Raw genomic sequence first — 16,502 nt, 5'->3', positions numbered from 1 at the left:
ACCGCCGCGGTGTGCCGGTAGGGTCGGACGTCATGAGCACCGCGAAGTGGGAGTACGCCACCGTCCCCCTCATCATCCACGCGACGAAGCAGATCCTCGACCAGTGGGGCGAGGACGGCTGGGAGCTGGTCCAGGTCGTGCCCGGCCCGGACGGCACCAACCTGGTCGCCTACCTCAAGCGGCAGAAGGGCTGAGCGCGATGAGCACGAGCAGCAGCACGGTCGAGCAGCGGCTCGCCGACCTCGGCCACACCGTGCCCGAGGTCGCCGCCCCGGTCGCCGCCTACGTCCCTGCCGTCCGGCACGGCGACCTGGTCTTCACGTCCGGCCAGCTGCCCTTCGTCGACGGCGCGCTGCCGGCGACGGGCAAGGTCGGCGAGGGAGAGGGCCTGGTCGACCCTGAGGAGGCCAAGCGGCTGGCCGCCCTGTGCGCCCTCAACGCCGTCGCGGCCGTGAAGTCGGTCGTCGGCGACCTCGACAAGGTCGTGCGCGTGGTCAAGGTCGTCGGCTTCGTCAGCAGCGACCCCGCCTTCACCGGTCAGCCGGGCGTCATCAACGGTGCCTCGGAGCTGCTCGGCTCGGCCTTCGGCGACGCCGGGGTGCACGCGCGCTCCGCCGTCGGCGTGGCCACGCTGCCGATGGACACCCCGGTCGAGGTGGAGATCACCGTCGCCGTCGCCGACTGAGGCGTTCGCCGGGTGGACGAGCAGCTGACGGTGCCGGACCCCGTCCTGGGGGTGGTGCCCGGCCCGCACCGGGACTTCCGGATGCCCTCCGTGGTGGAGGAGCACACGCGCGCGTGGCTGCTGACGCCGCCCGCAGAGCGCACGGTCCCCGATCCCCGGCCGTCGTCGACGGTGATGCTGCTGCGCGACGGGAGCGGCGGGCCCGAGGTCTTCGTGCTGCGCCGGGCCTCCTCGATGGCGTTCGCGCCGGGCATGGTGGCCTTCCCCGGTGGCGGGGTCGACCCTCGCGACGCCGATCCCGACGTGCCGTGGGCCGGTCCCCGGCCCACGGAGTGGGCGCGCCGGCTGGGCGCCGACGAGGCCGTGGCGCGCGAGCTCGTCATCGCGGCCGCTCGTGAGGTGTTCGAGGAGTGCGGCGTCCTGCTGGCCGGACCGTCGGACCGGGAGGTCGTCGCCGACCTCGGCGACCCGTCCTGGGAGACGGAGCGGCAGCGGCTGCTCGACCGGCGGCAGAGTCTCGGCGAGCTGCTGACCCGGCGGGGCCTGGTGCTGCGCAGCGACCTGCTGTCGCTGCGCGCGCACTGGCGGACGCCGGTGTGCGAGCCGCGCCGCTACGACACCCGCTTCTTCGCTGCCCGCCTGCCGCAGGGTCAGCGGGCCCTGCACCTGACGACCGAGGCCGAGCGCGTCGACTGGGCCGTCCCGGACGAGCTGCTCGCGGCACAGACCGAGGGCACCGAGATCCTGCTGCCCCCCACCCAGGTGATGGTCGAGGAGCTGGCGCTGGTCGAGGACCTCGACGCCTGGCTGGCGGCGGCGCCGAGCGCCGTGCCGGCCGTGCAGCCGTGGCCGGTGGAGCACGACGGTGCTCTCTGGATGCGCTGCCCGCTGGGGCCGGAGGAGGGTTAGGTATGCGGCCGGCCGGTCCCGCGGACGCCTCCTGGGCGGGTGGCGGCTGGGGCGAGCGTGCCTTCTGCGTGCTCTGCCCCAACCCCTCGCCCATGACGCTGGAGGGCACGAACACGTGGGTGCTGGCCGAGCCCGGCAGCAGCGACGTCGTCGTGGTCGACCCCGGCCCCCTCGACGAGGGGCATCTGCGCGCCGTGCTCGACCACGTGGCCGGGCGGGGCGGCCGGGTCGCGCTGACGCTGCTCACGCACGGGCACTGGGACCACGCCGAGTCGGCCGGGCGCTGGGCCGAGCTGACCGGGGCTCCCGTGCGGGCCGTGGGGCGCGGGCACGACGACCTGGCGGCGGGGGAGAGGCTGCGCGTCGGTGGTCTGGAGGTCTTCGTCGTGCCCACCCCGGGGCACACCGGTGACTCCGTGTCCTTCCTGCTCCCCGCCGAGCAGGTCCTGCTCACCGGCGACACGGTGCTGGGGCGGGGCACCACGGTGGTGGCCTACCCCGACGGCGACCTCACCTCATACCTGGAGTCGCTGGCCCGGCTGCGCGACCTGACCGGGTCAGGCGCGGCGTCGAGCATCGCGCCCGGGCACGGCCCCGTGGTGCCCGACGCAGCCGGCACCGTCGAGCACTACCTGCGTCACCGGCACGAGCGCCTGGAGCAGGTGCGAGCGGCGGTCGCAGCCCTCGAGGCCGAGGGCGCCGGGGTGTCGCCCGCGGACGGGGACCTGGCTGACCGGGTGGTGCGGGCGGTCTACGCCGACGTGCCCCGGGAGGTGTGGCCGGCCGCGCGCCTCAGCGTCCTGGCCCAGCTGGACTACCTGGGCAGGCTGTCCGGCTGAGCTCAGCGGGCGCGTCGCCGCAGGCGCTCCACGTCCTGCAGCGTGACGGACTTGGCGCCCAGCGTCACCCAGCCGCGGTGCGCGAAGTCGGCGAGCGCCTTGTTGACCGTCTCGCGGCTCGCGCCGACCAGCTGGGCCAGCTCCTCCTGGGTGAGCTCGTGGGCGACGAGCAGACCGTTGTCGGTGCGCCGGCCGAAGCGGTCGGACAGGTCGAGCAGGGCCTTGGCCACGCGGCCCGGGACGTCGGTGAAGACCAGGTCGGAGATGCCCTCGTTGGTCCGGCGGAGCCGGTGGGCCAGGCCGGCCAGCATCTGCATCGCGACCTCGGGATGGTCCGACAGGAAGATCCGGAGCGCGTCGTTGCCGAGCGAGACGAGCTCGGTGTTGGAGACGACGTAGGCGGTCGACAGGCGCGGGCCCGGGTCGAAGAGGCTGAGCTCGCCGAACATCTCACCCGGTCCGAGCACCGAGAGCAGGCTCTCCCGGCCGTCGGCGGACCCCCGCGCCAGCTTGACCTTGCCGGTGACGATGACGTGGAGGGAGTCGCCCTTGTCCCCCTCCCGGAACACGGTCTCACCCCGTGACAACCGTCGTGGCGTCATCGAGTCGAAGAGCCGCCGGGCGGCCTCCTCGTCGAGCGCGGAGAACAGCGGCGCCTTCATCACGACATGACGGTCCACGCGCCCCATAGTGCCACTACCGTCACAACCGGGCGCGTCAGGGTGTGTCGCGCGTCACGTCTAGGCTGGGTCCGTGAGCAGCGACGACGTCAAGACCGGGGCCCCGACGCCCACGGGTGAGACCCCCCTGGCCCTGACCCGCCGGGCCCGCCGGATCTACCGGCTGCTGGCGCAGCGCTACCCCGACGCGCGCGCGGAGCTGGACTTCGCCGACGCCTACCAGCTGCTCGTCGCCACGGTCCTGTCCGCGCAGACGACCGACGTGCGCGTCAACGGTGTGACGCCGACCCTGTTCGCACGCTACCCCGACGCCAGGGCGCTGGCCGCGGCGGACCGCGCCGAGGTCGAGACCATCGTCCAGCCCACCGGGTTCTTCCGTGCCAAGACCGACAGCCTGCTCAGGCTGGCCTCGGCGCTCGTGGAGCGGTTCGACGGTCAGGTGCCCGGCCGGCTGCGTGACCTGGTGACCCTGCCCGGGGTCGGCCGCAAGACCGCCAACGTCGTGCTCGGCAACGCCTTCGGGGTCCCGGGGATCACCGTCGACACGCACTTCGGGCGCCTCGCGCGCCGCTTCGGCTGGACCAGCCAGGACGACCCGGTCAAGGTCGAGCACGAGGTCGGGGCGCTGTTCCCGCGCAAGGACTGGACCCAGCTGTCCAACGTGCTCATCTTCCACGGGCGGCGGACCTGTCACGCCCGCAACCCCGCCTGCGGTGCCTGCCCGGTCGCCTCTCTGTGCCCCGCCTACGGCACCGGGGAGACCGACCCCGACAAGGCGCAGAAGCTGCTGCGCAGCGGCCCCCGGGCATGACCGCGTACCCGCCCCCCGGGTGGCTGACCTCCTTCGCCGAGAGGATCCCGGCCATCGGCGGGGAACGCTTCAGCCGGTTCCTGCCCCCGCCCGAGGGCGGACGCCGTCACTCGGCCGTGCTCGTGCTCTTCGCCCCCGGGGGCGAAGAGCACGAGCACGGCGGGGAGGGTGGGGCGACCGTGGTCATCACCGAGCGCGCGCACAGCATGCGCTCCCACGCCGGGCAGCCCGCCTTCCCCGGCGGGGGCACCGAGGAGCACGACCCCCACCCGGCCGCGACGGCCCTGCGGGAGGCGCAGGAGGAGGTGGACCTGGACCCCGGCACGGTGGACGTGCTCGGCGACCTGCCCACCCTGCACATCCCGGTGAGCGGCTACGACGTCACTCCGGTGCTCGGGTGGTGGCGCGAACCTGACCCCGCGTCGCTGTGGGCCAGGGACCCGCGCGAGGTCGCCCGGGTCGTGCAGCCGTCGGTGTCGTGGCTCGTCGACCCGCGGCACCGCTTTCTGGTGCGCCACCCCAGCGGGTTCGTCGGCCCGGCCTGGGACGTCGACGGGCTCCTGGTGTGGGGCTTCACGGCCGGGCTGCTCGACCGCATCCTCGACCTGGCCGGGGTCGCTCCCGACTGGGACCGCTCGCGGGTGCGAGACCTGCCGGCCTGACCCGCAGCGGGGCCGTCCGGGCGGCCGGGGTCCTCAGCAGCCGGTCTCGGTCAGCGACGCGTCGATGCGGCGTCCGCCTCGAGCTCGCGGCGCGTGACCGCGGACGGGGGAGGCGTCGGCGACTTCAGCTGGGCGGGGGCCTGCTTGAGCGTCTCCACCGTCTGCTGGGCGTTGTCGATGGTGCGCTGCGGCTTGCCCTTGACCTGGGTGACCTGCTTCTTGCCGATCATCGCCAGGATGCCGGCGACGAGGAACAGCACGGCGGCCACGATGAGCAGGCCTGCCCACCAGTCCAGCCAGATCGCGATGACGCCGGCCAGGCCCAGCAGGAGCAGGCCGAAGCCGTAGGCCGCCAGGACGCCGGCGCCGGCGAACATGCCAGCGCCCTTGCCCGCGTGCTGCAGGTCGGTCTTGATCTCCGCCTTCGCGAGCTCGACCTCGCCGCGCACGATCTGCGAGAGGTCCGTCGACACGTCGCTGACGAGCTGTCCGATGGAGCGCTCGCCGGTCGTGCCCTGAAGGGGCTGCTTGCCGGGGTCAACGGGGGTTGCCATGGCTCGGATGCTAGCGCGAGGGTCCGGTGCGTGCAGGTCCGAGCGATGCGAGGGGGTGCCGGCGTCGGTCTCACCGCGGCCGGTCCGCCGGGCGACTGCCCGTAACGGTGTCCGCCCAGCACCCCCTGTTTAGTGCCGGGCGGACACCATGTCGACTCTCCGGTCCCGTGACAGCCGGTGGGGCCGCTCCCGGAGGGGGGCCACCTCGTCGATACGGCACATTCTGCCATCGGGGTCGGACCCGTTCTAGCCAGTTTTGGTCAAGGTTTGTTAAAGACCCTCGGGTACGGGTGTCGCGTCCGATCTGGGACAGTGTGCCGGTGAGCTCCCCCGCCGTCGACGCCCTGCACGACCTCGCCCGGCTGCCCGGGGTCGACGACGGGGTCACGGCCGCCCGTGAGGCCTGCACCCAGCTGCGCTGGCACCAGGCCCTGCGCCGCCGCATACCCGAGGCTGCCGCCGAGTCCCGTGTCCGCGGGGCCGCGGCCAGCGCGTTGCTGGAAGGGGCCGAGCCGGCCGGGTCACGGGGGAGCGTGGACCTGGTGCGCGACCTCGTCCGCGGGGCGGTCGGGTGGGACGAGCGTGAGAACGACCCGGTGTGGCACGTGCTCGCCGGCGTCGTGCGCGCCACGGCCGCGACCGAGCACCTGGGACCTGACCGGCTCCGCTCTCCGGGGCAGGTGCTCGCCGGGCTGCACGCCGCCGCGGCCGGGGACCTGCTGCCGATGACCCAGGTGGGACGCCCGCGCGTGGCGGGGGAGACGTGCGCCGAGTGGGCCGAGCTGGGCCCGGCCCCCGAGCCCGGGGAGGCGCACGAGCGGCTCGCGCTGGTCCACGAGCTGCTGTCCGCCGTGCCTGCCGGCCGGGTGCCGGCGCTGCTCGTGGCGGCGGTCGTGCATGCCGAGATCGTCACCGTGCGGCCGTTCGTCCTCGGTAACGGGGTCGTGGCGCGGGCCGTGGAGAGAGTGGTGCTGCGCGCCGGTGGCCTCGACCCGACGGGGGTGGCGGTGCCCGAGGTGGGGCACGCCGACCGGGCCGGCGCCGACTACCGCGGGGCCGTGTCGGCCTACGCCACCGGCTCGGCCGACGGGGTGCGCCTGTGGCTCCTGCACTGCGCCGAGGCGGTCGAGCGGGCGGCGTCCGAGGGCACGCGGATCGCGGACGCCGTGCTCGCCGGACGGTTGCCCCGATAGTCCGCTGACCTGCGGCTTTCTGGCCGCCTCCGTCGGGGGAGCACGTCGCCGTGCCACGGCTTGCACCGTGTCTTCTGGGCGTGACATACTGCTGAGACAGCGCTCCTCGTCAGAGTTGTAGCGCGGGTGTTCGGGATCATCCCCCCCTGATCTCGGACACCGACGGCCCCGGCATCCCCCCCGCCGGGGCCGTCCCCTATTCACCTGCTCCCTGCGCCATCGTCGGTCTGTCCACATGGTCCGGGGCCGCAGGTCAGCCGTCCACAGCGCGCGGCAGCTCCCTTGGCCCCTCCAGCGCCGCCGACCAGGGTGGAGGCATGGATCAGCGCACCAGCGTCGTCGGCCTGACCGGCGCCTCCGGAGGACTGGGCACCAGCACCCTCGCCGCCGCTGTCGCCGGGCTCGGCCAGATGCTGGGGCACCCGGCCCTCCTGGTCGACCTGGTGCCCAACGGCGCGGGGCTCGACCAGCTGACCGGGTGCGCCCACGAGCCCGGTCGTCGCTGGCCGGTGCACGAGGAGGACATCGCCTCGCTGACGTCGCACCACCTCCCGGTATGGGGTGGGGTCACCGTCCTCAGCCAGCGCGGGCCCACACGACCCCCTCCTGCCCTGGGGCCCGCCGCGGTCGGGGCCGTGTCGCGGCTGGCGGCGGACCACGCGCTGGCCGTCCTCGACCTCCCCCGGGCCGACCACCCCCACGCCGCGGCCTGGTTCGGCCTGTGCGACACGGTCGTCCTGGTCGCCGGGACCGCGCCGCCGCAGATCGCTGCTGCGCTGGTCGCGCAGGCGCTGGCGCCTTGCGCGTCGCGGCTCGTGCTGCGCCCTGCGGAGGAGGCCGGGCTGGACCCCGACGACGTGGCCGCGCTGCTGGGCCTTCCTCTCGTGCACCTGCTGGGGCACGACCGGTCCGTGGCCCGCTCCGTCCTCGAGCAGGAGTGGCCGGGCCTCGTGCCCGGCCCGGTCCGGGACGTGGCGGCGGCGGTCCTCTCCGTCGCTCTGCGTGGGACGGACCGGGCAGGGGAGGCAGCGTGACCGTGGCGCAGGACCGTGCCGCCGTGGCCGGCGCCCTCGGGCCGCTCACGGTCCATCTCGAGGACGACCGGGTCACCGACATCCTCGTCAACGGAGGCGCAGGGGTCTGGGTCGACCGCGGCAACGGTGTGGAGGCCGTCGAGAGCGCGCTGAGCGACGAGCGCACCGTGCGCCGTCTCGCGGTCCGTCTGGCCGGCCTGGCGGGGCAACGCCTCGACGACGCGAGCCCGTGGGTCGACGGCCTGCTCCCCGGCGGCATCCGCCTGCACGCCGTCCTGCCGCCGCTGGTCAGCGGCGGCGCCCACGTCAGCCTGCGGGTGCCGCGTCGGGCCGGTCCCTCGCTGGACGACCTGTCGGCCTGGGGTGCCCTGGACGGGCCGGCCAGGCAGGTGCTGGAGGCGGTCGTCGCTGCTCGGGTCTCCTTCGTCGTCTCGGGCGGGACGGGGTCGGGCAAGACCACCGTGCTCGCGGCGATGCTGGCTCGGGTGCCCGGCCACGAACGGGTCGCCGTGGTCGAGGACGTCCGCGAGCTCCACGTCGACCACCCGCACGTCGTCCACCTCCAGGGTCGGGGCAACAACGTCGAGGGCCGCGGCGAGGTCACGCTCACCACCCTGGTGCGGCAGAGCCTGCGCATGCGCCCCGACCGGGTGGTCGTCGGTGAGGTGCGCGGCGCGGAGGTGCGCGAGCTGCTGGCGGCCCTCAACACCGGTCACGAGGGCGGCTGCGGGACCCTGCACGCCAATGCGGCCGCCGACGTGGTCAGCAGGGTCGAGGCCCTGGGAGCTCTCGCCGGCATGTCGCCGGCTGCCGTGCACGCCCAGCTCGCCAGCGCGATCGAGGTGGTCCTGCACGTGGTCAGGAGGAGCGACGGTCGCCGGGTGCTGGGTGAGGTGGCCGTCCTGGAGCAGGTGTCCGGCGTGGTCCGGGCGGTGCCGGCGCTCCTGGGCGGACCGGAGCGGTGGTCCCGCGGACCTGCCTGGGGACAGCTCTCGCGACGGCTCGGACTGTCCGCGGACCAGGTGCCGGACGTACAGGGTCGCCCATGACGCTCGTCGTCGCCGTGCTCTCGGCATTCCTCGCCGCCGGTGCCGTCCTGACGTGGCCGGGCCGGTCCTCGCACGCGTCGCCCGACCAGGACGAGGCCCCCACCTGCGGTATCGCCGCACCGGTGGCCGGCACGGGGACGCACACCGGTGACGGTGACCGGTTCCCCCGTCGCCACCGGCCCGGCCGGGCTGCCTTCCTCGCCCGCGGCGCACGTCCTGGGCTGCCCGGCACGGCCCTGGACGTGTTCCTGCGGCGGCTGAGGAGGCCGGGTGCGCGAGCGGCCGGGAGGGCCCACGCGATGTCCGAGGAGGTGCAGCTGCTCGACGGGCTCGCGGCCGCTCTCGAGGCGGGGCTGCCCACGGAGCACGCCGTCCAGGTCGCCCTCGCCCCGGTGGGAGCGGGTCCGGCGGCCGGCCACTGGGCGGAGCTGGCACGAGAGGCTCGCGAGGGCCATCCCCTGGGGGCCGCCTGGCAGCGGCTGGCGCGCCGGACCTGCAGCCCCACGGCCGCCTCGGTCGCGCGGGCCTGGACCGTCGCCTCCACGACGGGCGCTCCGGTCGCGGCCGCGGTGCGCTCGAGCGCGCACGCGGCCCGCGAGCGACGACGGCTGGAGCGCGCCGTCGAGACCGCCACCGCGGGTGCACGTGCCACGGCCACCGTCCTCGGGCTGCTCCCGCTCGCCGGTGTCGGCCTGGCCGCGCTCGTCGGCGTGGGGCCGACGACGCTCTACTCCGACCCCCTGGCGATGGGGTCAGCTGGTCTCGGGGTCGTCCTGCTCCTCACGGGTCATCTCGTGGTCCGCCGGATGGTCTCCTCTGTGCTTCGGGGTCTCGGATGAACGCAGGGGCCCTTCCTGCCGCTCCGGTCCTGGTGGCCGCGCTCGCCGGCGCCGCGGTGCTGGTGTGGCCGCACCGTCGTGGTCCTGCGTGGACTCCCGTGGTGACGCCGTGGGGTCGGGGGGGCGGACGGTCGACCCTGGCCCCCCTGTCCCCCAACCGACCTTCACGGCCCGCCGCAGGCTCCGTCCGCGGTCTGGTCCCCGAGGCTCTCGAGCTGGTCGCCCTGGCGCTGCTCGGTGGCGGTTCGCTCGCTCGCGCGGTCACCAGCGTCGGCCTCGTGCTGCCCGGCCCGTGCGGACGTGAGCTCGTCGAGGTCGGTGCCCGGCTCCGCGACGGAGCGGCGGAGGGGGAGGTCTGGGACGGCGCGGGGGAGCACTGGGCGCCGGCCCGGCGCAGCCTTGCGCTCGCTGAGGCGTCGGGCGTGGCTCCCGGGCAGGCGCTGGTCCGGTCGGCCGAGGACCTGCGCAGGGACGCGGTGGCCGACGTCGAGGTGGCCGCCGCACGGCTCGGGGTCCGGCTGGTGCTTCCGCTGGGCCTGGCCTACCTGCCCGCTTTCGTCCTGACCACGGTGCTCCCGGTCGTGCTCGCACTGACGAGAGACCTGGCCTGGTGAGCAGCGCTCACCACCTCACGACGTGCGTCCCACCCGGGGGCGCACCCACCCACAAGGAGGGGAACCCATGAAGAAAAGCACCATCGCCCGTCACCTGGCCCAGCTGGGCCGGCGTCCCGACGCCGGGATGAGCACCGCCGAGTACGCCGTCGGGACCATCGCGGCCTGCGCGTTCGCGGCGCTGCTGCTGATGGTCATCAAGTCCGGCGCGGTCGAGGGCCTCGTCACCACGGTGATCACCACCGCCCTGTCGGTGTCGCTGTGACCCGGCGCGGGCGCCCTTGCGGCGACCGGGGGCTGGCGACGGCCGAGCTGGCCGTCGCTCTCCCGGCAGTCGTCCTGGTGCTCGCGCTCTGCCTCACGGCGATGGCCCTGGGCGTGGACCACGTCCGGGCCGAGGACGCGGCGCGTGCCGGAGCACGCGCCGCGTCCCGCGGCGAGCCCGTCGCGGTGGTCCGCGAGGTCGCGGCCACCCGGGCGCCCCGGGGGGCGAGCATCATCGTCGACGCCGGCGCCGAGGGGGTGGTGGTCCGCGTCGTCGCCCCGGCTCGTGTCCGCCTGCTGCCGCGCCTGCCGAGCGCCGAGGCGACAGCGGAGGCGCTGTGGGAGCCGGGGGTGCGCCCGTGAGGGCGGTGCCCGGCCCCGGGCGCAGCACCCGGACCGTGCCCGGCCCGGGCGCCGGGCCGACGGCGCCGGCCGTCGGGGAACGGGGTTCGGGGACCGTGCTGGCGGTCGGCCTCGTCGGCGTGCTCGCGACCCTGCTGGTGGCCGGGCTGCTCGTGGCTGCCGTCGCCACGACAGGCCACCGCGCACGGACCGCAGCCGACCTGGGCGCCCTCGCCGCGGCCGGGCGCGCCCTGGAGGGCGCGCCCCAGGAGGAGGCGTGCGTCGTCGCCGACGACGTGACGGACCGTCACGGCGCAGTCCTCGTCTCGTGCGTCGTCAGCGCGGTCAGCGGTCTCCCGCGCGCGGAGCTGACCGTGAGCGCGCGGGTCGACGGCACCCCCTGGGTGGTGCACGCCCGCGCCGCCGCAGGCGCGGTGTCTTCCCGCGGGCGTCGGTTACCGGTCGGGCTCGAGGCGGTGACGCTCCGGCGGGGTCGGTCCGGTGCCGGGCCGCGTCGTCGACGACCCCTGCCGTGGCGTGGTCGTGCCCGGGGCCCCAGCGCCGGGTCGGCCCGTCGACGTCGGCCGCTGGTCGAGCTGGCCGGCGTCCGTGGCGCGGGTCGCACGCCGGTCGGCGTCCTTGGCCTGCTTCCGGAGCTCGCGCACCTCACGCGCCTTGCGGGCCTTGCCGCGGGCTCCGGCGGCCACCATCCACAGACCGATCGCGGCGACGGCGAGCGTCAGCACGCCCGCCAGGAAGAGCCACAGGGGTGCGACCTCGACGTTGAGCACGCCGTAGCTGACCTCGACGGGGGTCATGCCGGCCGTCGCGAGGAGCACGTAGGTGATGACGGCGGCGGCGAGCAGGATGAGCAGGAAGCCGATGATCAACATGTCGGGCCTTTCGGGACGATCTCGTCGCAGCTCGGCGGCGCGGGTGCACCGGTGCGCGTCGAGGCTAGCCGACCCGCCACGTCGGCGCTCCCCGCAGCGGACGCTGCACCGGCCCGGCCCGGCCCGGGCGCACGGCCATGCCCTGACCGCTGCGCCGCCCCGAGGTCCGCCGGGGCAGCGCTCAGCCGGCAGCAGGGACCGAGACCGAGCGTTCGGACAGCACGTGCGACAGCGTCGCGACGGCACCCGCTCGGTGCAGCGGCTCGTTGCCGCTGCCGCACTTGGGCGACTGCACGCAGCTCGGGCAACCGGCGGCGCAGGCGCAGGCCTCGACGAGGTCACGGGTGGCCGCCAGCCACGTCGCCGCCTCCCGGAACCCCCGCCGGGCGAAGCCGGCTCCACCCGGGTGCCCGTCGAAGACCATCACGGTCGGCAGCCCGGTGTCAGGGTGCAGCGCGGTCGAGACGCCGCCGACGTCCCAGCGGTCGCAGGTCGCCAGCAGCGGCAGCATGCCGATGGCCGCGTGCTCGGCCGCGTGCAGGGCGCCGGGGACGTCGTCCTCGCTCAGCCCGGCGAGGGCCAGCTCCTCCTCGGGGAGGGTCCACCAGACAGCCTGGGTCACCAGGGTGCGTTCCGGCAGGTCGAGGGGATGCGTGCCGACCACGGTGCCGTCGGGCAGGACCCGCTGGAAGGAGGTGACCCGCGAGGTGACCTCGACCCGACCGGTGCACAGCCGCGCGGCGCCCCACGCCTGCTCATCCTCGACGGCCCGGATCGTGAACGTGCTCTCGCTGCGGGCGCGCGTCGACCAGCCGGGGTCGCCCGGCACCACCATGGCGACCGAGCTCTCCAGGTCGAGGTCGGTGACGACGTGCGCCTGACCCTGGTGCACGTAGACGGCGCCGGCGTGGACCGTGGTCAGCGCCCGCTCCTCGTCGACGGTGCCCAGGACCCGGCCGCTGCGGGCGTCGACGATCTGCACGGCCTGGCCGGCGTCGCGCAGCTGGACGTGGTCGGAGGGCCGGTCCGGGCGGGCCCAGTACCAGCCCGTGGGCCGACGGCGCAGGACGCCGCCGGCGACGAGCTGCTCGGCGAGGACCGCGACGCCTGCACCGAACCACCTCTCGTCGTCGCGGGTCAGAGGGAGCTCCGCGGCGGCAGCCGCCAGGTGGGGCGCGAGCACGTAGGGGTTCTCCGGGTCCAGGACGCACGACTCCACCGGCGCGTCGAAGATCAGCTCCGGATGTGCCAGCAGGTAGCTGTCGAGCGGGTCGTCGGCGGCGACGAGGACCGCAAGCGACGGAGCGCCGCGCCGGCCGGCCCTGCCGGCCTGCTGCCAGAACGAGGCCCGGGTCCCGGGCCAGCCCGCCATCACGACCGCGTCGAGCCCCGCGATGTCGATCCCCAGCTCCAGCGCGGTCGTCGCGGCCAGCCCCAGGACGTCCCTGCCCCGCAGGGCCGACTCCAGTGCCCGACGTTCCTCGGGCAGGTAGCCGCCGCGGTAGGCCGCGACCTGGCCCGGCGCGCCGGCACCTCGGGCGTCCAGCTCCTCACGGGCCCGCCCGGCCACCACCTCCACGCCCTGCCGGGACCGGGCGAAGGCGACGGTCTGCACCCCCGTCTCGACCAGGTCGGCCAGCACCGTCGCGGTCTCGGCGACGGTGCCACGGCGCGAGCCGTCCTCCAGCTCCGGCGGTTGCCACAGCGCCACGACGGTCTCCCGGCGCGGCGAGGCGTCCTGGGTCACCGCGACGACGTCCTGCCCGACGAGGGTGCTCGCCAGGACCTCGGGCTCGGCCACGGTTGCGGACGCCAGGACGACGGTGGGATGGGCGCCGTACCTGGCGGCGACCCGCAGCAGGCGGCGCAGGACGGCGGAGACGTGCGCGCCGAAGACGCCGCGGTAGACGTGGCACTCGTCGACGACGACGTAGCGCAGGGAGCGCAGGAAGCCGCGCCAGCGCTCGTGCCCCGGCAGCAGCGTGTGGTGGAGCAGGTCGGGGTTGGTCAGCACGTAGTGCGCGTGGTCGCGGATCCACCTGCGCTCCTCGGCCGGGGTGTCGCCGTCCAGCGCGGCCACCCGCACCCCGGGGATCGCGAGGGTGTGCAGCCGCGCTCCCTGGTCGGCACCGAGCGCCTTGGTGGGGGCCAGGTAGAGGGCGGTGGCCCCTCGCCCGCTGGCGGCCGCGGTCCCCTCGCAGAGGGCGGTCAGGACCGGCAGGAGGAAGCCCAGCGACTTCCCGGAGGCAGTGCCTGTCGCGACGACGACGTGCCGTCCGCCGCGGGCCAGCTCGGCCACCCGGGCCTGGTGCTCCCACAGCGTGCCGATCCCCTCGCCGTGCAGGGCCGCGGTCACCTCCGGCGCCACCCACGCGGGCCAGGGCACCGTGCGGCCCTCGCGGGCGGGCACGGTGCGCACGTGGACCAGCCGCTCGGCCCGCGGCCCCCGGGAGAGGTGGGCGAGCGCCGTGAGCGGGTCGAAGAGAGGATGCTCGGCCATGACGCGACCACGGTACGCCGCGCCGCTGACAGGGCCGCCGGGCCGGGGACGACACACCCAGGCCGGGCCCGCCCACGGGCTCGACGCGGCGCGTCATACCATGACGGCGGCCGACCCCCGTGACCCTGTCACTACAGTGTGGCCACAACCGAGCGGGCCACCAACCCCCGCGCCGTCGCCCGCAGAGCCGCGGGCCAGCTCAGGAGGCTGTACATGACACCAGTCCGTTCCGTGAGCGAGGTGACGCTGTCCGGCACCGACACCTCGATCGTGATCGTGGTGCTCTGCATCGCGGTGGTCGCCCTCGTCTTCGGCTTCATGTTCCGTCGCGAGGTCCTGGCGACCTCGCCGGGGACCGAGTCGATGCGCGAGATCGGCGGCGCCGTGCAGGAGGGTGCCTCCGCCTACCTGGGCCGTCAGTTCCGGACCCTGGGGATCTTCGCGGTCGTCGCGTTCTTCCTCCTCCTCGTGCTCCCGGCCGACGACCTGGCCGTGCGCATCGGCCGCTCGGTCGCCTTCCTCTTCGGCGCCGGGTTCTCGGCGACCATCGGCTACCTGGGCATGAACCTGGCCACCGCCGCGAACATGCGCGTGGCCGAGGCGGCCCGTAACGGCAACCGGGACGAGGGCATGCGCATCGCCTTCCGCACCGGCGGCACGGTGGGCATGGCGACGGTCGGCCTGGGCCTGCTGGGCGCCGCGGTGGTCGTCCTGGTCTACCGCGGCGACGCGCCCGTGGTCCTCGAGGGCTTCGGCTTCGGCGCCGCCCTGCTGGCGATGTTCATGCGGGTCGGCGGAGGCATCTTCACCAAGGCCGCGGACGTCGGCGCCGACCTGGTCGGCAAGGTCGAGGCGGGCATCCCCGAGGACGACCCGCGCAACGCCGCCACCATCGCCGACAACGTCGGTGACAACGTGGGTGACTGCGCCGGCATGGCCGCCGACCTCTTCGAGTCCTACGCCGTGACCCTCGTGGCAGCGCTGATCCTGGGCACCGCCGCGCTCGGCAACGACGGGGGTTTGACCTTCCCGCTGATCATCCCCGCTATCGGCGTGATCACCGCGATCATCGGCGTCTACCTGACGAAGGCCCAGCCCGGCGTCAACGCCCTGCGCTCCATCAACCGCAGCTTCTACCTCTCCGCGGCCGGCGCAGCCCTGGCCTCGGTCGCCGCGGCCTTCGTGTTCCTGCCCAGCAGCAGCGCCGACCTCGACGGCGTCTCCTCCCGGGACCTCTTCGGCGGCGGTGCCGCCGCTGCCGACGTCAACCCGGCCCTGGGAGCGGCCGTGGCCGTGGTGATCGGCATCGTGCTGGCCGCGTTCATCCTCTGGCTCACGGGGTACTTCACCGGCACGGAGTCCAAGCCCACCAACGACGTGGCGCGCACCTCGCTCACCGGGCCGGCGACTGTCGTGCTGTCGGGCATCGGGGTCGGGCTGGAGTCGGCCGTCTACACGGCGGTCACGATCGCCATCGCCATCTTCGCGCTGTTCACCCTCGGCGGTGGCTCGCTGATCATGTCCCTCTTCTTCGTCGCGCTCGCCGGCTGCGGGCTGCTCACCACCGTCGGTGTGATCGTGGCGATGGACACCTTCGGCCCGGTGTCCGACAACGCCCAGGGCATCGCCGAGATGTCCGGGGACGTCGACGGTGAGGGCGCGCAGATCCTCACCGAGCTCGACGCCGTCGGCAACACCACCAAGGCGATCACCAAGGGCATCGCGATCACCACCGCGGTGCTCGCCGCGACCGCGTTGTTCGGCTCCTACCTCGACGCCATCATCAAGGCGGTCAGCGACGCCGAGACCGCGGAGGCCGAGGCGATCTGGGACCAGTTCCTCGTCTTCGACCCGCGCGCCATGGTCGGCATGCTCATCGGTGGCGCCGTGGTGTTCCTCTTCTCCGGCCTGGCGATCAACGCGGTGACCCGCGCCGCCGGCGCGATCGTCTTCGAGGTGCGTCGCCAGTTCCGCGAGAAGCCCGGGATCATGGACTACAGCGAGAAGCCGGAGTATGCCCGCGTGGTCGACATCTGCACCCGCGACTCGCTGCGAGAGCTCGCCACCCCGGGCCTGCTGGCCGTCTTCGCCCCGATCGCGGTCGGCTTCGGCCTGGGCGTCGGTGCGCTGGCCGGCTACCTCGCCGGCGCGATCGTCACCGGCGTGCTGATGGCCGTCTTCCTGGCCAACTCCGGCGGCGCGTGGGACAACGCCAAGAAGATCGTGGAGGACGGTCACTACGGCGGCAAGGGCACGGACGCGCACGCCGCCACCGTCATCGGTGACACCGTGGGCGACCCGTTCAAGGACACCGCCGGCCCGGCCATCAACCCGCTCATCAAGGTGATGAACCTGGTCGCGCTGCTCATCGCCCCGGCGATCATCGGTCTGACCTACGGCAGCGGCGCCAACGACTGGCTGCGCTGGGCGATCGCGCTGGTGGCCGTCGTCGTCATCGTCGGCGCGGTCGTCGTCTCGAAGCGTCGCGACATCGCCATCGGCGAGGCGCCCGAGCGCGCCGGGGTCATCTCCGGGTCCTGACACGAGACAGCCCCTGACCGGGGCGGCACTCTGACCGGGGTGCCGCCCCGGTCCGTGTCCGGGGTGCGACGGCCGGCGCCGGGACGACCCTGA

18 protein-coding genes and 1 pseudogene are annotated in these 16,502 nt (G+C 74.7%); 15 read left to right on the top strand and 4 right to left on the bottom strand.

Going from position 1 to position 16,502, the window contains the following annotated elements; translation table 11 throughout:
- Positions 1-32: 32 nt before the first annotated feature.
- Genes K330_RS23595 through K330_RS0106110 form a run of 4 tightly spaced genes read left to right on the top strand, consistent with a single transcriptional unit; the run spans position 33 to position 2,433 of the window.
- Complete coding sequence (locus K330_RS23595) at positions 33-194, top strand: Sp36 family protein (protein WP_156875707.1); 162 nt, start codon at positions 33-35, stop codon at positions 192-194.
- 5 nt (positions 195-199) lie between these two features.
- On the top strand, positions 200-685 hold the full coding sequence (locus tag K330_RS0106120) for a RidA family protein (protein WP_022920964.1): 486 nt from the start codon (positions 200-202) through the stop codon (positions 683-685).
- A 12-nt stretch (positions 686-697) separates the two neighbouring features.
- Positions 698-1,594 carry an NUDIX hydrolase gene (locus tag K330_RS19500; RefSeq protein WP_022920963.1) on the top strand — a complete coding sequence of 299 codons (897 nt, stop codon included), beginning with the start codon at positions 698-700 and terminating at the stop codon, positions 1,592-1,594.
- 2 nt (positions 1,595-1,596) lie between these two features.
- The gene (locus K330_RS0106110) at positions 1,597-2,433 is read left to right on the top strand and encodes an MBL fold metallo-hydrolase (protein ID WP_022920962.1); all 837 of its coding nucleotides are present in this window, start codon (positions 1,597-1,599) and stop codon (positions 2,431-2,433) included.
- A gap of 2 nt (positions 2,434-2,435) precedes the next feature.
- Here the strand turns inward: K330_RS0106110 and K330_RS0106105 are convergent, their stop codons facing one another.
- Positions 2,436-3,113, bottom strand: coding sequence for a Crp/Fnr family transcriptional regulator (locus tag K330_RS0106105; RefSeq protein ID WP_029202378.1), 678 nt, complete (start codon positions 3,111-3,113; stop codon positions 2,436-2,438).
- 73 nt (positions 3,114-3,186) lie between these two features.
- On the opposite strand from K330_RS0106105, the gene nth reads away from it, so the two are divergent.
- Both nth and K330_RS0106095 read left to right on the top strand, forming a co-directional pair.
- On the top strand, positions 3,187-3,924 hold the full coding sequence (nth, locus tag K330_RS0106100; protein WP_022920960.1) for an endonuclease III: 738 nt from the start codon (positions 3,187-3,189) through the stop codon (positions 3,922-3,924).
- Positions 3,921-4,586, top strand: a complete 666-nt coding sequence (locus tag K330_RS0106095) for an NUDIX hydrolase (protein WP_022920959.1) — start codon at positions 3,921-3,923, stop codon at positions 4,584-4,586. The genes nth and K330_RS0106095 overlap by 4 nt, the downstream gene beginning before the upstream one ends.
- 50 nt (positions 4,587-4,636) lie before the next feature.
- On the opposite strand, the gene K330_RS19495 is transcribed toward K330_RS0106095, so the two are convergent.
- Positions 4,637-5,140, bottom strand: a complete 504-nt coding sequence (locus tag K330_RS19495) for a phage holin family protein (protein WP_022920958.1) — start codon at positions 5,138-5,140, stop codon at positions 4,637-4,639.
- A gap of 320 nt (positions 5,141-5,460) precedes the next feature.
- Here K330_RS19495 and K330_RS0106085 point away from each other — a divergent pair, with 320 nt between their 5' ends.
- From K330_RS0106085 to K330_RS24665, 8 genes and pseudogenes are all read left to right on the top strand, one after another.
- Complete coding sequence (locus tag K330_RS0106085; protein ID WP_029202377.1) at positions 5,461-6,333, top strand: Fic family protein; 873 nt, start codon at positions 5,461-5,463, stop codon at positions 6,331-6,333.
- A 317-nt stretch (positions 6,334-6,650) separates the two neighbouring features.
- A complete protein-coding gene (locus K330_RS24010) occupies positions 6,651-7,367 on the top strand; it encodes a CpaE-like family protein (protein ID WP_022920956.1) in 717 nt (238 codons plus the stop codon).
- The gene (locus tag K330_RS0106075) at positions 7,364-8,416 is read left to right on the top strand and encodes a TadA family conjugal transfer-associated ATPase (RefSeq protein ID WP_022920955.1); all 1,053 of its coding nucleotides are present in this window, start codon (positions 7,364-7,366) and stop codon (positions 8,414-8,416) included. The genes K330_RS24010 and K330_RS0106075 overlap by 4 nt, the downstream gene beginning before the upstream one ends.
- Complete coding sequence (locus tag K330_RS0106070) at positions 8,413-9,255, top strand: type II secretion system F family protein (RefSeq protein WP_022920954.1); 843 nt, start codon at positions 8,413-8,415, stop codon at positions 9,253-9,255. The genes K330_RS0106075 and K330_RS0106070 overlap by 4 nt, the downstream gene beginning before the upstream one ends.
- Positions 9,252-9,869 (top strand): type II secretion system F family protein, encoded by a 618-nt coding sequence (locus K330_RS19485; RefSeq protein WP_156875705.1) that lies wholly within the window; start codon positions 9,252-9,254, stop codon positions 9,867-9,869. The genes K330_RS0106070 and K330_RS19485 overlap by 4 nt, the downstream gene beginning before the upstream one ends.
- A gap of 67 nt (positions 9,870-9,936) precedes the next feature.
- On the top strand, positions 9,937-10,134 hold the full coding sequence (locus K330_RS0106060; RefSeq protein WP_022920952.1) for a DUF4244 domain-containing protein: 198 nt from the start codon (positions 9,937-9,939) through the stop codon (positions 10,132-10,134).
- Positions 10,131-10,496: a TadE family type IV pilus minor pilin gene (locus K330_RS0106055; RefSeq protein ID WP_022920951.1), complete on the top strand. Its 366-nt coding sequence runs from the start codon at positions 10,131-10,133 to the stop codon at positions 10,494-10,496. The genes K330_RS0106060 and K330_RS0106055 overlap by 4 nt, the downstream gene beginning before the upstream one ends.
- A pseudogene (locus K330_RS24665) lies at positions 10,472-10,894 on the top strand (Rv3654c family TadE-like protein); the annotation flags it as partial. The gene K330_RS0106055 and the pseudogene K330_RS24665, both read left to right, overlap by 25 nt.
- A gap of 36 nt (positions 10,895-10,930) precedes the next feature.
- Here K330_RS24665 and K330_RS0106050 read toward each other — a convergent pair.
- Both K330_RS0106050 and K330_RS0106045 read right to left on the bottom strand, forming a co-directional pair.
- Positions 10,931-11,368, bottom strand: coding sequence for a LapA family protein (locus tag K330_RS0106050; RefSeq protein WP_022920950.1), 438 nt, complete (start codon positions 11,366-11,368; stop codon positions 10,931-10,933).
- Between the two features lie 181 nt (positions 11,369-11,549).
- Positions 11,550-13,868, bottom strand: a complete 2,319-nt coding sequence (locus K330_RS0106045) for a DEAD/DEAH box helicase (protein ID WP_022920949.1) — start codon at positions 13,866-13,868, stop codon at positions 11,550-11,552.
- A gap of 213 nt (positions 13,869-14,081) precedes the next feature.
- Here K330_RS0106045 and K330_RS0106040 point away from each other — a divergent pair, with 213 nt between their 5' ends.
- Positions 14,082-16,409, top strand: coding sequence for a sodium-translocating pyrophosphatase (locus K330_RS0106040; protein WP_022920948.1), 2,328 nt, complete (start codon positions 14,082-14,084; stop codon positions 16,407-16,409).
- Positions 16,410-16,502 lie beyond the last annotated feature (93 nt).

The sequence above is a fragment of the Ornithinimicrobium pekingense DSM 21552 genome (assembly GCF_000421185.1).
In the GTDB taxonomy this organism is placed as follows: Bacteria; Actinomycetota; Actinomycetes; order Actinomycetales; family Dermatophilaceae; genus Ornithinicoccus; species Ornithinicoccus pekingensis.
This window is presented reverse-complemented; position numbering and strand designations above follow the sequence as displayed.

Coding starts and splice junctions, on each gene's coding strand:
- K330_RS23595 (WP_156875707.1), top strand. CDS start 33: ATGAGCACCGCGAAGTGGGAGTACGCCACCGTCCCCCTCATCATCCAC.
- K330_RS0106120 (WP_022920964.1), top strand. CDS start 200: ATGAGCACGAGCAGCAGCACGGTCGAGCAGCGGCTCGCCGACCTCGGC.
- K330_RS0106110 (WP_022920962.1), top strand. CDS start 1,597: ATGCGGCCGGCCGGTCCCGCGGACGCCTCCTGGGCGGGTGGCGGCTGG.
- K330_RS0106095 (WP_022920959.1), top strand. CDS start 3,921: ATGACCGCGTACCCGCCCCCCGGGTGGCTGACCTCCTTCGCCGAGAGG.
- K330_RS19495 (WP_022920958.1), bottom strand. CDS start 5,140: ATGGCAACCCCCGTTGACCCCGGCAAGCAGCCCCTTCAGGGCACGACC.
- K330_RS24010 (WP_022920956.1), top strand. CDS start 6,651: ATGGATCAGCGCACCAGCGTCGTCGGCCTGACCGGCGCCTCCGGAGGA.
- K330_RS0106070 (WP_022920954.1), top strand. CDS start 8,413: ATGACGCTCGTCGTCGCCGTGCTCTCGGCATTCCTCGCCGCCGGTGCC.
- K330_RS19485 (WP_156875705.1), top strand. CDS start 9,252: ATGAACGCAGGGGCCCTTCCTGCCGCTCCGGTCCTGGTGGCCGCGCTC.
- K330_RS0106060 (WP_022920952.1), top strand. CDS start 9,937: ATGAAGAAAAGCACCATCGCCCGTCACCTGGCCCAGCTGGGCCGGCGT.
- K330_RS0106050 (WP_022920950.1), bottom strand. CDS start 11,368: ATGTTGATCATCGGCTTCCTGCTCATCCTGCTCGCCGCCGCCGTCATC.
- K330_RS0106045 (WP_022920949.1), bottom strand. CDS start 13,868: ATGGCCGAGCATCCTCTCTTCGACCCGCTCACGGCGCTCGCCCACCTC.
- K330_RS0106040 (WP_022920948.1), top strand. CDS start 14,082: ATGACACCAGTCCGTTCCGTGAGCGAGGTGACGCTGTCCGGCACCGAC.